This is a genomic window from Acinetobacter sp. WCHA55 (assembly GCF_002165305.2).
Taxonomy (GTDB): Bacteria; Pseudomonadota; Gammaproteobacteria; order Pseudomonadales; family Moraxellaceae; genus Acinetobacter.
Map to the genome: position 1 here is coordinate 2,069,684 of NZ_CP032286.1, position 13,630 is coordinate 2,083,313.

Consider the following 13,630-nt stretch of genomic DNA (forward strand, 5'->3'; position numbering starts at 1 on the left):
ACACCATCCCTATTAAAATTTGTTTTCTTAAAACTTAGATATCGCTATAACCCAAGCTTTTCAATGCACGTTCATCATCAGACCAACCACCTTTCACTTTAACCCAAAGTGTTAGCATGATCTTTTCTTCAAACATTTTTTCCATATCGATACGAGCATCCATACCAATTTTTTTAAGCTTAGCGCCTTTTTCACCAATCACAATCGCTTTTTGGCCTGGACGGTCTACAAAAATCGTTGCATCAATATACGTACATGCTGGTTTTGGACGACCTGTTTTTTCATTCACCGTTGCTTCTTCAGTCTTAAACGACTCAATTTGCACGGTTAAATCATAAGGTAGTTCTTCACCTAACTGACGCATAATCTTTTCACGGATAATTTCTGATGCCAAGAAACGCTCAGAACGATCTGTCAGTTGATCCAATGAATACATCGGTGGTTGGAAAGGTAAATATTTTTCGATGGTATCGCGCAGATGGTCTAAGTTTGCACCACGTAGTGCAGAAACAGGAACAATCTCCGCAAAATTCATTAATTTTGCACGTTCTTGAATTAAAGGTAATGCATGGTTTTTATTTTCAAGCGTATCAATTTTATTGATCACAAGAATCACTGGCATCTCAGCATTTTTGAGTTTTTCCAAAACGAGCTCATCATTTTGAGTCCACTTGTCTGCATCTAGAACAAACAATACCAAGTTAACATCACGCAATGCAGAAGATGCAGCACGATTCATCATTTTATTGATGGCACGCACTTCTTTTTTGTGCATCCCTGGAGTATCAACAAATACTGCTTGAGATTTTTCACGTGAATCAATTCCAACGATCTTATGACGTGTGGTTTGAGGTTTACGGGAAGTAATCGATAATTTTTGACCCAATAAGTGATTCATCAACGTAGACTTCCCTACGTTTGGACGACCAACAATTGCCACAAAGCCGCTACGAAAATCCGTTGGAATTTCTGTGCCTTGTTCGCTAAAAAACTGGCTAATTAAATCATTACTGTCGCTTTGCGACTCGTGATCAGCATCGATGTGATCGGAAGAATTTGACATGGCAGATTACTGCTCCAAAAGTTTTAAAATATCCGCCGCGGCAGCTTGTTCAGCAAAACGACGGCTGGTGCCTTCACCCATTACAACAGACAATCCATCCACTTTACATTCCACTTTGAAATGCTGATTGGGTGCATCGCCTTGAATATCCACTACATCATAAACAGGGAGAGCTTTTTTTCGTGCCTGAAGATATTCTTGCAAACGAGATTTAGGATCTTTAAGTTGATCGGTTGGCTCGATATGGTCCAAATATGGCTCATACCATTTTAACACAATCGGCTCTAACACCGTTAAATCACTACAATCCACATAGATTGCACCAATAATCGACTCAACTGTATCTGCAAGAATGGACTCGCGATGATGTCCACCTGATTTTAACTCACCTGTACTTAAAATGAGTGACTGGCTTAGCTTTAAATCATTTGCAATTTTACCTAAGGCCTCCTGACGAACCAAGGTTGCACGCATACGCGTTAAACGCCCTTCATTTTCAGTTGGATAAGCTTTATAGAGATAATTTGCAATAATCATCCCTAACAAAGAATCGCCTAGAAACTCTAGGCGCTCATAGTTGTATTTATGGCTCACCGATCGGTGGGTCAGTGCAAGCTGAAGTAATTCAGGTTGTTTAAACTGATAACCGATACGGCTCGCTAAGCGGGCTTCACTTAGCTTGGACTGAGCTTTGATCAAAACTTTTCTCGAACTTTAATACTAAATCTATATTCAGTAAGAAGGGTTTTCTTACCTCATACTCCTTTTTCACCTGCAACCCTTCGGTATTGGTGACCTGCATAATTTCTTTAATCTTCACATCACGAATACCATTCATTTCCAGACGTTTTGAAAGCTGGCTCTCAAACTCCGCGGGCTGAATATTTTTCGGGCTACTTTGAAATACTTCCTCAATTTGGCTATTGATCATCCGATCATCAAAATAGGGAGCCCAAACTGCAATTGCTACTTTCGCCATAAATGCAAACCCCATGATTGCAAATAAAATGGCGATATAAGATGCCCCTTGTTGATTCTTACGCATTTTTTATTTTCCGAATCGATATTAGTCTATGCTACCGTTACGGTTAAATGACGGTAACTTAAAGCCAGGCTCTTTATGCATCCAAATATAAAATGCACGACCTGTTAGGTTCTGTTCAGGAACCATTCCCCAAAAACGACTGTCAGCACTTTGGTCACGATTATCCCCCATCGCAAAGTACTCACCCTCTTTTACTTTCACTTCCCAATATAAACCATTTTCAGCAGAGTATTTACCATTTTCTACAAAGTTAATATACGGTGCTTGGCGTGCCACATTAACACCTTCTAACTCGCGCATGGTAAAGGTATGCTTACCAATGGTTTCTTTGTGATATATCGAGGTTGGTGTATCCAAACTATCTTTTTCACGACTAAACTCAACGGGAACTTTAGCCACTTTTTGACCATTAATGGTTAATTGACCATGATCAAAAACAATGTGATCGCCTGGAATACCTACCACACGTTTGATATAGCTAATCGTCGGTTGCGGTGGATAACGGAAGACAATCACATCGCCACGCTCAGGCTCACCCACATCAATCACTTTTTTATTCACAATCGGCAGACGCACACCATAGTCAAACTTGTTGACCAAGATGAAGTCACCTGTTTCTAAAGTCGGCACCATCGAGTCCGAAGGAATATTAAAAGGTTCATAAAAGAATGAACGTAAGCATAGAACGATTGCGAGGACTGGCCAGAAATCATAAGCCCAAGTAATGACAAAATTTTCATTCCCCTTGCCTTTTGTCGCTCGCTGCTTGAATACAAACTTATCAAGCAACCACACCAAAAAGAATATGAGCGTGACAGGAACAAGTATCAAATTAAAATCAAAATCCATGGGCTTATATTCCTACCTTTTTATCTTTCTACTTTCAACACAGCCAAGAACGCTTCTTGTGGAATTTCTACACTTCCCACTTGCTTCATACGTTTCTTACCTTCTTTTTGCTTCGATAGCAGTTTCTTCTTACGAGAAACATCGCCACCATAACATTTCGCCAATACGTTTTTACGCATCGCTTTTACAGTGGAACGAGCAATAATTTGTGCACCAATGGCCGCTTGAATCGCTACATCAAACATTTGACGTGGAATCAAATCTTTCATTTTTTCAACCAGTGCGATACCACGGTGACGCGCATCTTGACGGTGACAAATCATTGCCAAGGCATCAACTTTATCGCCATTGATTAGAACATCAACTTTGACCAATGATGAACTTTCAAAGCGAACAAAGTTATAATCGAGCGATGCAAAACCGCGTGAACACGACTTCAACTTATCAAAGAAATCCATCACCACTTCCGCCATTGGAATTTCAAAAGTGATCGAAACTTGGTTGGCCATAAACTTCATGTCTTTTTGCACACCACGGCGCTCTACACATAAAGTCATAACATTACCTAGATACTCTTGCGGTACAAGGATATGGCACTCGGCAATCGGCTCGCGTAGATCTTCGACTGTTGAACCGTCTGGCATTTTTGATGGGCTATCGATATAAATCGTTTCACCATTCTTCATCACCGCTTCGTAAATCACTGTCGGTGCAGATGAAATGAGGTCTAAATCATACTCACGCTCTAAACGCTCTTGCACGATTTCCATGTGTAGCATGCCTAAGAAGCCACAACGGAAGCCAAAACCTAAAGCATCTGAGCTTTCAGGTTCAAAGAATAATGCAGAGTCATTGATCTGAAGTTTATGCAAAGCTTCACGGAACGGTTCAAATTCACTTGAATCAATCGGGAACAAACCTGCATACACCTGTGGCTTCACTTTTTTAAAGCCTGGCAAAGTTTTAACTTCTGGTGTGCTTGCAAGGGTAATTGTATCACCCACTGGCGCACCAAAAATGTCTTTAATCCCTGCAATAACGAAACCAACTTCACCCGCTTCAAGGATGTCTGTTTCGGTATGTTTAGGATTAAAAATACCCACAGAAGTAATAATGTGTGTTTGGCCTGTTGATTTCATCAACATCTTGTCGCCCTTACGCACACGACCTTCTTTCACACGCACTAACGAAACCACGCCCAAGTAGTTATCAAACCAAGAGTCGATAATCAAAGCTTGTAATGGCGCACTACGATCACCCGTAGGTGCAGGAATGACATTAACTAGGGTTTCTAAAACGCTCTCAATCCCAAGACCTGTTTTTGCCGAACAGGTCGGTGCTTCAGTTGCTTCAATACCAATAATGTCTTCAATTTCTTGAATCACACGTTCAGGCTCAGCCTGTGGTAAATCAATTTTATTGAGCACAGGAAGGACTTCGAGACCTTGCTCAATAGCGGTATAGCAGTTCGCAACCGACTGTGCTTCCACACCTTGCGCCGCATCTACAACCAACAATGCACCTTCACATGCTGCCAATGAGCGTGACACTTCATATGAAAAGTCGACGTGCCCTGGTGTATCAATAAAGTTCAATTGATACTCTTGACCATTTGGATGGGTGTAATACAAAGTAACCGACGCAGCTTTAATGGTAATACCACGCTCACGTTCAAGCTCCATGGAGTCAAGTACTTGTGCTTGCATTTCACGATCTTGCAAACCACCACAGGTTTGAATAAAGCGGTCAGCGAGCGTTGACTTCCCGTGGTCAATGTGAGCAATAATACTGAAATTACGGATATTTTTAATATCAACAGATTTTTTAGCTTGCGCCATGGGCTACCTTGAACAAAATGAAACGTTATGCAGACAAATTTCGATGCACAACAAAAGCCGAATAGAAATTGCGAAGGATTATAACAGATGGTTTTTTTAAAGTATCCATATTAATACGCTTCCTATTCACAACTCTGCTGCTTTTTTACGTGTTTTTGCTTTTCACTGGGCTTTTTGAATAATCCATTGAAAAATCCAGAGCATTCACATCTTTTGCAAGCGGTTGGTAAGCTTGGGTAAAACTGGGTGACATACGTTTCGCACGTCCTGTTTCAATCTCTACGCAAGCCCACTTGGTTTGAGCAACAAATAAAATGCTATTGTCTTTGGGTCTATAAAACACATATTGGCGTGATGAATATAATGCGTTTATATCGTCAAACCATGTACGTAGGATGATTTCATCCTCCTCAAATGCAGCTTTTCGGTACTGCACATGATGCTCAACCGCAACCATGGCATGTTTTAACTCGATATATTCTTTTAAGCCCAAACCCAAAGCATCAATATGTGCTGTTGCGACATCCTGCATCCAATGCATATAAATTACGTTATTCACATGACCTAACTGGTCGATATGTTCAGCCTGTACCTGAAGTCTTAAGTCAAAAATACTACTCATAAACACTCTATTGAATCTAAATATCCTTATGAAGATGGCAGTGTACGCAAATAACAAACATCATCAAATTGCAAAAAATAAAAAACCACTCCGAAGAGTGGTTTTTTTCGCTTATTGGATCCGCATCCCTAAAATGGCCGGTGTGCCTTGTCGGATAATTCCAACGCGGGCAACCTGACCTTTTTTCAACTCAGATGCCGCTTGGATAAAATCATTGGTGTTGTTTATGACTTTATTATTAATGCGCGTGACCACATCACCAGCCGTCATACCTGACTGTGCTGCTGCGCCACCACGCTTCACTTCTTGAATTAACACCCCCCCTTTCACATTGAGCTGCGACAATTCAGCAGGTGCTAAATTTCGGATAGCAATGCCTAAAACAGGTCCTTTGCTTTGAGCAACTGTATCTGATTTTGCAGGTGTATCATCTGGTGCGGTGGTGAGTGTTGCTGATATATTCCGCTTTTTATCATCACGCAATACTTCAAGCTGTACCGTTTGATTTGGCATAGTACGATTTAAATAGTTCAATAATTCAGAGGTTCGTGAAATCGGTGTTCCATTAAATTTTAAAATAATATCGCCCGCTTTTAGCCCCGCTTTCTGTGCAGGTGAGTTTGGCTGCACATTGGTAATCAATGAGCCTTCAGGTTTTGGCAAATTGTAAGATTCTGCCAAATTTCGGTCTAGATCTTGTAGATTGAAGCCTAAATATGAGCGAGTAACTTTGCCAGTTTTCTTCAGTTGGTCAGCAATATCCATTGCGACATCAATTGGAATCGAGAAAGACAGCCCCATATAACCGCCCGTACCACTGAAGATACGCGAGTTCACTCCAACCACTTCCCCTTGTTGATTGAATAGTGGACCACCTGAGTTTCCTGGATTGAGCGCCACATCAGTTTGAATGAAGGGTACCGATGTCTCCCCCATCATATTACGCATTTTCGCACTCACGATGCCCGCCGAAGCCGAATAATCAAAACCAAACGGTGAGCCGATCGCAAGCACAGGTTCACCTACACGCAGTTGATCAACATTGCCTGCACGAAGTGATGGAAAATTTGTACCATTCACCTTAAGCAAGGCTACATCGGTTCGTTCATCACTACCTACTACAGTTGCATCCAGTTCACGACGGTCATTAAACATAATCGTGACTTTCGATGCATCTTCTACGACGTGATGGTTTGTCAATAAATAACCATCTTTACTAATAAAAAATGCGCTGCCATAAGCCGTTTTTTCTTGCGGTGATTGTTGCTGCGGAATAATGACTTGATTACCAAAAAAACGCTTCAAAATTTCAGGTATTTGTTGCTGCAGTAACTCTTCTTGAGTCATCTTTTTAACCACATTTACACTCACCACAGCAGGGCTGACTTGCTCAACCAAGTTTGAGAAATCAACAGGTGCTGCCTGTGTTTGCACCGCAGCCATTGTGCATGCAACAGCAAAAAAACCAGTTTGTATCGCGCGACTTTTCATATCAAGTATTGACCTATATGTTTGTTATCAACTTATGTATTAGCGTTTTTAGCATAATCTTTGTCTATCTTGGGTAATAATATGTTCTATTATGTTTGTATAAACAAGAGCTTAAAATTTATTTAAAAAAATACGTTGTTTATTTATATTTTCCATCAATTGTAGAGATTTTACCCTTGCCTTTTTGTGAAAAAAGCGCTGTCATTAGCGAACTTTTTCCAAATTAGCTGATGGACATGTCTAATTTAAACACAACACATCATTTTGATGTGATTATTGTGGGAAGTGGCGGTGCAGGCCTGAGCTTAGCCTTATCGTTGCCTCAACATTTCAATATTGCCGTTCTTGCAAAATCAAACCTGACCGATGCAAGTACCTTCTATGCGCAAGGTGGCGTTGCTGCTGTTTTAGATGAAACGGATTCGATTGAACAGCACATTGATGACACCATGATTGCAGGCGCTCACTTATGCGAGACCGAAGCTGTAAAGCAAACCGTTGAAGGCGGTAAACCTTCTGTTGATTTTCTACTGAAACATGGCGTCCAGTTTACCCTTGATGATCAAGAGCAATTGCATCTAACACGTGAAGGTGGACATTCTCAACGCCGTATTATTCATGCTGCTGATGCAACAGGTCGTGCCATTTCAACCACTTTAGTTGAACGTGCAATTGAAAAAGACAACATCACCATTTTTGAAAATTACATCGCCATCGATTTAATCACCTCTCAAAAACTGGGCTTAAAAGAACAACCAAATCGTGCATTAGGCCTCTATGCACTCGATGAAAAGACTGAAAAAGTCCATACATTTTTAGCACCTTTCACTGCTTTAGCCTGTGGGGGGGCAATGAAAGCCTACTTGTATACTTCAAACCCTGACATTGCAACTGGTGACGGCATTGCCATGGCTTTTCGAGCAGGCTGCCGCGTGGCCAATATGGAATTTAACCAATTCCACCCAACCTGTTTATACCACCCACAAGCACGCTCTTTCCTGATTACTGAAGCAATGCGTGGTGAAGGTGCTTATTTACGTTTACCCGATGGCGAACGTTTTATGTTGCGCTTTGATGAACGTGCAGAACTTGCTCCACGTGACATTGTGGCACGCGCTATTGACTATGAAATCAAACGCTTAGGTATTCGTCATGTCTGGCTCGACATTAGTCATAAACCCGAAAGTTTCATTAAAGAACACTTCCCGACCTTGTATGCTCGTTTGCTCGAACTTGGCATCGACATTACCAAGGAAATGATTCCTGTAGTTCCTGCTGCGCACTATACCTGCGGCGGTGTCGTGGTTGATGAACATAGTCAAACTGACATTCAAGGTTTATATGCGATTGGTGAAACATCATATACAGGTTTGCATGGTGCTAACCGGATGGCCAGTAACTCACTATTAGAATGTTTTGTGTATGGTATGAGTGCTGCGGAACACATCGAGAAAAGTTTTGATTCAAATTACCAATCTCCAACGGCTCCAGCTTGGGACGATTCCCAAGTGACAAATCCTGATGAAGATGTGGTGATTTTGCAAAACTGGGATGAACTGCGTCAGACCATGTGGAACTATGTCGGCATTGTCCGTACCACGAAACGTCTTGAACGCGCACTCCACCGTATTGAAATGTTGAAGCGGGAAATTACTGAGTATTACCAAGATTATCAAGTCAGTAAGAACTTAATTGAGCTACGTAATTTGGTTTTAGTGTCTGAAATGATCGTGCGCTGTGCTATGGAACGAAAAGAATCACGTGGGCTACATTACACTTTAGACTACCCTGAACTGTCGAATGAACTACGTAAAACCGTACTCACCCCTTTAAATTTTAAAGTTGAAACACCTTTAGTGAATAACTAATTTTTAAAAAAATAAAAGCCTGATTCGTCAGGCTTTTATATTCAGTCATTTTTTAGGATTTGGGTGGAATAGAATAAGTTCCCACCACATGTGCAATGGGTTCATCCTTACCAACTGAATATAACCACACATCACCAACCACCAGCACTTTGCCTACTTTCATCAGTTTACACTCACCACGTATATTTGCTGAAGCAACAGGTTTACTGAGAAAATTAATCGACAAATTAGTGGTCACAGCTAAACCGACTATCCCAATCTCTCCTAAAATAGCAATATACAGCGCATAGTCAGCAAGGGTCATCATAGTTGGGCCTGAAACTGTTCCACCTGGTCTCAAATCGCGCTTATCTACCTGATACACGACTGTTGCAGCGCGCTCAGTGATGGATTCGATACGACATTTTTCTAAACTTTGTGGAAATTCCTTTTCTAAAAAAGCCACAATCTCGGTTAAGTTACTTTTCATTTTCCCTGCTATTTACAATCCTTTGAGACTGACTATAAAAGAAAAATTTATTTCACTACAATCCCGAAATGGAAATTTCAGGATAGTTTTTAGTTTAAATATTGCAACGCTTGTGCAAAAACCTGCTCTGGTGACTGGGTCGCATCCAAGCGTTTGACCCGCTCAGGATACTGCTCCCAGAGCTGCTGATAACCTGCCCGTACTTTTTCAAAAAAAGTGACTTTTTCTTGTTCAAAGCGGTCTAAAGCCCCACGTTCACGTGCGCGCGACATACCTGTTTCAATCGGTGCATCGAGCCAAAATGTAATATTTGGCATATGGCTGACAAAGTGATCATTCAGCAGTTGCAACTTCGACTTGCTCAAACCACGTCCTGAGCATTGGTAAGCAAAGCTGGCATCGGTAAAACGATCACACAATACGGTTTTATGTTCCGTTAAAGCCGGCACGATCACTTGTTGTAAGTGCTGTGCGCGAGCCGCGTACATCAGTAGCAGCTCAGTATCATTCGCCATCGACTCTTCATGATTAACTGATAATAATAGAGAGCGAATTTGCTCAGCCATCGGTGTACCACCTGGCTCACGCGTTAAAACAACCTGCTGACCTTGTTGTTCTAGATGCTCATAAATTTTGCGAATCAGTGTGGTTTTACCGACACCTTCTGTGCCCTCAAAACTAATAAACATCTATTCATCCTTCTTGGTTTTTAAAACGCTGAGATATTCTTTTACAGCTTGGTTGTGCTGCTCTAAAGTCTCACTAAATGTGTGCCCACCATTACCCGTTGCAACAAAGTAGATGTTTTTGCTGTTGTCTGGATGCATGGTGGCTTCAATGGCTTTTTTACTTGGTAAAGCAATTGGCGTAGGAGGTAAGCCATTGATGGTATAGGTATTGTAGGCTGTTGGGGTACGCAAGTCTTGGCGGGTAATGTTGCCTGTGTATTTATCGCCCATACCATAAATCACGGTCGGGTCCGTTTGCAAACGCATACCGAGTTGAAGGCGACGCGCAAACACACCTGACACTTGCTCCAGTTCACGGTCAACATTGGTTTCTTTTTCAATGATAGAGGCCATGATCAAGGCTTCGTATTTGTCTTTATACGGCAAATTTGCCACACGGTTTGCCCACGCTTCATCTAAAGCTTTCATTTGGCGTTTGTATAAATCCGTTAAGATTTTTTTGTCCGACTCACCTTTAGCAAAAAAGTAAGTATCTGGCGCAAACAGTCCTTCTGCATGGTCATAAGGAATGTCTAAAGCTTTTAAAAGCTGATCCATGGGCAAATTAGACACTTCTTTTTTGACGAGAGCATCTTTTTTTAAAGCTTCGACCAGTTGTTTAAAAGTCGTGCCTTCTATTACCAATATACGATTCATCTCGGCATTATCGACATTGGAAATCATATCCAAAACTTGGCGAATACTCATACCTTCGCGCACTTCATAAACGCCTGCTTTCAGCGTGTCATGAATAAAAATCTTTTGATAGAGCTTTAAAATAATGGGAAAACTAGCCATGTCTTCTTTGGCTAAACGGTCAATAAAACCGGAATAGGTATCGCCAGAGTTAATGGCCAATAACTGCTTTTTACCCTCAACAGGGTAGGACTTAAATAGACTCGACCACAGTACAATCATCAATAAAACAATGATACTCACAGCAATCAATAACAACCCTTTCATTTTACGTTGGGGTGGTTGCGTTTTCTTTTTCGATTTGGTTTTGGCTGCGGACATACTACTGCATCTGATTAAGTTGAAGACGATGGAACAAATCTATACATGGCTGAACATCTAAATGCTGATGATTCAAACTTTTGGCTATTTTCATAGGACTCAAGGCATTACAAAAAAATAAGCTTTGAAAGCGTGGAATTTCTTCCATATCAATCATCCTCAGCTCACAGCTAATCCCTTGTTGCTGCATGCGTGCCAATATTTCGGCACGCATGACACCATGTACGCCATTATAACGAAGTTCAGGACTAATCCACCGATCATTTAGCAGAATGAAACAATTACTGCTCACACCTTCAACGACAGAGCCTTGCACATCTGTGACCAAAGCTTCCAACCAACCGTGTTGTTCTGCTTCATGCTTGAGTAAGACTTGCTCTAAACGGTTTAAACTTTTCACACCCACCATTTGCGGCATATTCAACCCAATTGCATGTTGCAATACCCCTGAATCAATTTCGCTGTATGTCAAAGCCTCTGATGCTTGCGGATAGAAAAACACCCAAACGTCAGCAGGATGTGTGGGCAAACTATAACCGCGTTGCCCTTCACCCCGACTAATAATAATTTTCAGAGTGCCGTTTAAGTGTGCATGGGTTTGTTTTAATTGCACGATGCTGCGCTGAATAAAGGCTAAATCTGCTGACAACAACAGTCTTTCACAGGCCAATTTCAGGCGTGCTATGTGTAGAGGCTCTAGTTCGATCACACCGTCACGGATACGCGCTGTACTAAAACAACCATCTCCATAGTGAAACGCACGATCTAATAATTCTATTTGTTTGATTTCTTGTGCATTTTTATAGCAATGCATGCCAATGTACCCTGAAACAATTTTCTGTTTTAGTTTAATGAATTCTGAGCAGAACTCTTTTTCTTTTTTATTCATATAAAATTCATTTTTTATTATTTTTTTAGCAATAAGACTCACAGTATTCTTGCCTCATGTTTAAAAACGTTTAAAATTTGAGGTCTCACATGAGCTTATCTAAGTTAAAAATTGGGGTACTAGCAGCGCTAGTTTCAGTCACATCTTTTGGTGTCGTAGCAAAAGATTTTCTTAATGTGTCATATGATCCAACACGCGAACTCTATGAAGACGTCAACAAACAGTTTGGCGCTTATTGGAAACAACGCACAGGACAAGACATCAACTTTAAACAGTCTCACGGCGGCTCGGGGAAACAAGCCCGTTCGGTCATTGATGGTTTAGGTGCAGATGTGGTGACACTTGCTCTTGCAGCAGATATCGATGTGATTGCTGAAAAAGCAAAACTTTTACCGACCAACTGGCAAAAGAAATTACCCAATAACTCGACACCATATACTTCGACTATTGTATTCCTTGTCCGTAAAGGTAACCCTCAAGGCATTAAAGACTGGGGCGACCTCGTTAAGCCAGGTGTTGGCATTATTACACCTAATCCAAAAACATCAGGTGGTGCACGCTGGAACTACTTAGCAGCTTGGGCTTGGGCGAAACATCAGCCTGCGGGTAACGATGCCAAAGCACAAGAGTTCGTGCGTAAAATTTATAAAAATACCAAAGTGCTAGATTCAGGGGCACGTGGCGCCACTACAACCTTTGCTGAACGCGGTATCGGTGATGTTCTCTTAGCATGGGAAAACGAAGCACACTTAGCAATTCGTGAACAACCAGGTAAGTTTGAGATCGTAACGCCTTCATTATCTATTTTGGCAGAACCACCTGTTGCCATTGTTGAAAAGAATGCAGAAAAAGACGGAAATTTGAATTTGGCGAAAGCATATCTCAACTATTTATATTCACCTGCTGGACAGGAAATTGCGGCGAAAAACTTCTATCGCCCACGTAATGCAAGTGTCTTGAAAAAATATGCGACCACATTCAAACCGTTGAAGTTGGTAACCATAGATAAAGAATTTGGCGGTTGGACTAAGGTACAAAAACAGCACTTTGAAAATGGTGGTGTATTTGACCAAATTGTGAAAGCCAATACCACGAAATAAAACCTAGTCTAGTAAATAGCTGTAAGGGAGCATCGACATGATTCATACTGTAATTGTACCGGGCGTGGGTGGAAGTGAACATGACCACTGGCAATCGTGGCTACAACGTCAGCTCAAGTCATGCTCTCGTGTACAGCAGCAAGATTGGAATAAACCCGTACTTCATGAATGGATTGAGCAATTTGTCAAAACAGTTCAATCCATTCATGAACCAATTCAAATTGTGGCACATAGCTTTGGTTGTTTAACTACAGTCGCTGCTTTAGCACAGCATCCTGAACTAAATCAAAAAATCAAAAATTTAGTTCTGGTTGCGCCAGCCAACCCTGCTCGCTTTGGTAATGCAGGTTTTGCTCGCGATAGCCAAAATAACTATCAACAGTATTTCCACCAACTCAAGTTACAAGTTCCCAGCCAAATGATCATCAGTGAAAATGATCCATGGCTTAATTTTCAAGATGCGTTGCAACTGGCAAAAGCATGGAAAATCAGACCTAAGAACTTGGGGCAAGTAGGACATATTAATGTGGCATCAGGTTTTGGGCCATTCCCTGAAATTTATGATTTTTTGATTTCAGAAAGTGTGCTAAAAAACATTAGTTTTTACAATGAAAGCAAGTATTTATTTAAATTTGCAATTTAAATACTACA

General features: G+C 41.2%; 14 protein-coding genes. 3 read left to right on the top strand and 11 right to left on the bottom strand.

Annotated elements, in window-relative coordinates; genetic code table 11:
- Nucleotides 1-34: 34 nt before the first annotated feature.
- The 7 genes from era to CDG62_RS12865 all read right to left on the bottom strand — a co-directional run bounded on the left by era (nucleotide 35) and on the right by CDG62_RS12865 (nucleotide 6,908).
- A complete protein-coding gene (era, locus tag CDG62_RS12835) occupies nucleotides 35-1,063 on the bottom strand; it encodes a GTPase Era (RefSeq protein WP_087526962.1) in 1,029 nt (342 codons plus the stop codon).
- A gap of 6 nt (nucleotides 1,064-1,069) precedes the next feature.
- A complete protein-coding gene (gene rnc / locus CDG62_RS12840) occupies nucleotides 1,070-1,762 on the bottom strand; it encodes a ribonuclease III (RefSeq protein ID WP_058869418.1) in 693 nt (230 codons plus the stop codon).
- Nucleotides 1,734-2,108, bottom strand: a complete 375-nt coding sequence (locus tag CDG62_RS12845; RefSeq protein ID WP_087526961.1) for a DUF4845 domain-containing protein — start codon at nucleotides 2,106-2,108, stop codon at nucleotides 1,734-1,736. Before CDG62_RS12845 ends, rnc begins: the two co-directional genes overlap by 29 nt.
- A 21-nt stretch (nucleotides 2,109-2,129) precedes the next feature.
- On the bottom strand, nucleotides 2,130-2,957 hold the full coding sequence (gene lepB, locus CDG62_RS12850) for a signal peptidase I (protein ID WP_087526960.1): 828 nt from the start codon (nucleotides 2,955-2,957) through the stop codon (nucleotides 2,130-2,132).
- 20 nt (nucleotides 2,958-2,977) lie between these two features.
- A complete protein-coding gene (lepA, locus tag CDG62_RS12855) occupies nucleotides 2,978-4,795 on the bottom strand; it encodes a translation elongation factor 4 (RefSeq protein ID WP_087526959.1) in 1,818 nt (605 codons plus the stop codon).
- Between the two features lie 145 nt (nucleotides 4,796-4,940).
- A complete protein-coding gene (locus CDG62_RS12860) occupies nucleotides 4,941-5,417 on the bottom strand; it encodes an acyl-CoA thioesterase (protein WP_087526958.1) in 477 nt (158 codons plus the stop codon).
- A 111-nt stretch (nucleotides 5,418-5,528) separates the two neighbouring features.
- Nucleotides 5,529-6,908 (bottom strand): Do family serine endopeptidase, encoded by a 1,380-nt coding sequence (locus CDG62_RS12865; protein ID WP_087526957.1) that lies wholly within the window; start codon nucleotides 6,906-6,908, stop codon nucleotides 5,529-5,531.
- A 230-nt stretch (nucleotides 6,909-7,138) separates the two neighbouring features.
- Here CDG62_RS12865 and nadB point away from each other — a divergent pair, with 230 nt between their 5' ends.
- Complete coding sequence (nadB, locus tag CDG62_RS12870) at nucleotides 7,139-8,776, top strand: L-aspartate oxidase (protein ID WP_087526956.1); 1,638 nt, start codon at nucleotides 7,139-7,141, stop codon at nucleotides 8,774-8,776.
- A gap of 52 nt (nucleotides 8,777-8,828) precedes the next feature.
- Here the strand turns inward: nadB and CDG62_RS12875 are convergent, their stop codons facing one another.
- The 4 genes from CDG62_RS12875 to pabC form a co-directional block, all read right to left on the bottom strand.
- Entirely contained in the window at nucleotides 8,829-9,245 is a 417-nt protein-coding gene (locus tag CDG62_RS12875; RefSeq protein ID WP_087526955.1) for a PaaI family thioesterase, read from the bottom strand.
- Nucleotides 9,246-9,334: 89 nt separating this feature from the next.
- Nucleotides 9,335-9,934 carry a dTMP kinase gene (tmk, locus tag CDG62_RS12880; RefSeq protein ID WP_087526954.1) on the bottom strand — a complete coding sequence of 200 codons (600 nt, stop codon included), beginning with the start codon at nucleotides 9,932-9,934 and terminating at the stop codon, nucleotides 9,335-9,337.
- Nucleotides 9,935-10,936 carry an endolytic transglycosylase MltG gene (gene mltG / locus CDG62_RS12885; protein WP_416232143.1) on the bottom strand — a complete coding sequence of 334 codons (1,002 nt, stop codon included), beginning with the start codon at nucleotides 10,934-10,936 and terminating at the stop codon, nucleotides 9,935-9,937.
- 55 nt (nucleotides 10,937-10,991) lie between these two features.
- Complete coding sequence (gene pabC, locus CDG62_RS12890; RefSeq protein WP_087526984.1) at nucleotides 10,992-11,804, bottom strand: aminodeoxychorismate lyase; 813 nt, start codon at nucleotides 11,802-11,804, stop codon at nucleotides 10,992-10,994.
- Between the two features lie 164 nt (nucleotides 11,805-11,968).
- On the opposite strand from pabC, the gene CDG62_RS12895 reads away from it, so the two are divergent.
- Both CDG62_RS12895 and CDG62_RS12900 read left to right on the top strand, forming a co-directional pair.
- Complete coding sequence (locus tag CDG62_RS12895) at nucleotides 11,969-12,979, top strand: sulfate ABC transporter substrate-binding protein (protein WP_087526952.1); 1,011 nt, start codon at nucleotides 11,969-11,971, stop codon at nucleotides 12,977-12,979.
- Between the two features lie 37 nt (nucleotides 12,980-13,016).
- A complete protein-coding gene (locus tag CDG62_RS12900) occupies nucleotides 13,017-13,622 on the top strand; it encodes an RBBP9/YdeN family alpha/beta hydrolase (protein WP_087526951.1) in 606 nt (201 codons plus the stop codon).
- Nucleotides 13,623-13,630 lie beyond the last annotated feature (8 nt).

Excerpts from the sequence above, each read along its gene's own strand:
- CDG62_RS12865 (WP_087526957.1), bottom strand. The coding sequence starts at position 6,908 with ATGAAAAGTCGCGCGATACAAACTGGTTTTTTTGCTGTTGCATGCACA.
- tmk (WP_087526954.1), bottom strand. The coding sequence starts at position 9,934 with ATGTTTATTAGTTTTGAGGGCACAGAAGGTGTCGGTAAAACCACACTG.
- nadB (WP_087526956.1), top strand. The coding sequence starts at position 7,139 with ATGGACATGTCTAATTTAAACACAACACATCATTTTGATGTGATTATT.
- CDG62_RS12895 (WP_087526952.1), top strand. The coding sequence starts at position 11,969 with ATGAGCTTATCTAAGTTAAAAATTGGGGTACTAGCAGCGCTAGTTTCA.
- mltG (WP_416232143.1), bottom strand. The coding sequence starts at position 10,936 with ATGAAAGGGTTGTTATTGATTGCTGTGAGTATCATTGTTTTATTGATG.
- lepA (WP_087526959.1), bottom strand. The coding sequence starts at position 4,795 with ATGGCGCAAGCTAAAAAATCTGTTGATATTAAAAATATCCGTAATTTC.
- pabC (WP_087526984.1), bottom strand. The coding sequence starts at position 11,804 with ATGCATTGCTATAAAAATGCACAAGAAATCAAACAAATAGAATTATTA.
- CDG62_RS12860 (WP_087526958.1), bottom strand. The coding sequence starts at position 5,417 with ATGAGTAGTATTTTTGACTTAAGACTTCAGGTACAGGCTGAACATATC.
- CDG62_RS12900 (WP_087526951.1), top strand. The coding sequence starts at position 13,017 with ATGATTCATACTGTAATTGTACCGGGCGTGGGTGGAAGTGAACATGAC.
- era (WP_087526962.1), bottom strand. The coding sequence starts at position 1,063 with ATGTCAAATTCTTCCGATCACATCGATGCTGATCACGAGTCGCAAAGC.
- lepB (WP_087526960.1), bottom strand. The coding sequence starts at position 2,957 with ATGGATTTTGATTTTAATTTGATACTTGTTCCTGTCACGCTCATATTC.
- CDG62_RS12875 (WP_087526955.1), bottom strand. The coding sequence starts at position 9,245 with ATGAAAAGTAACTTAACCGAGATTGTGGCTTTTTTAGAAAAGGAATTT.
- CDG62_RS12845 (WP_087526961.1), bottom strand. The coding sequence starts at position 2,108 with ATGCGTAAGAATCAACAAGGGGCATCTTATATCGCCATTTTATTTGCA.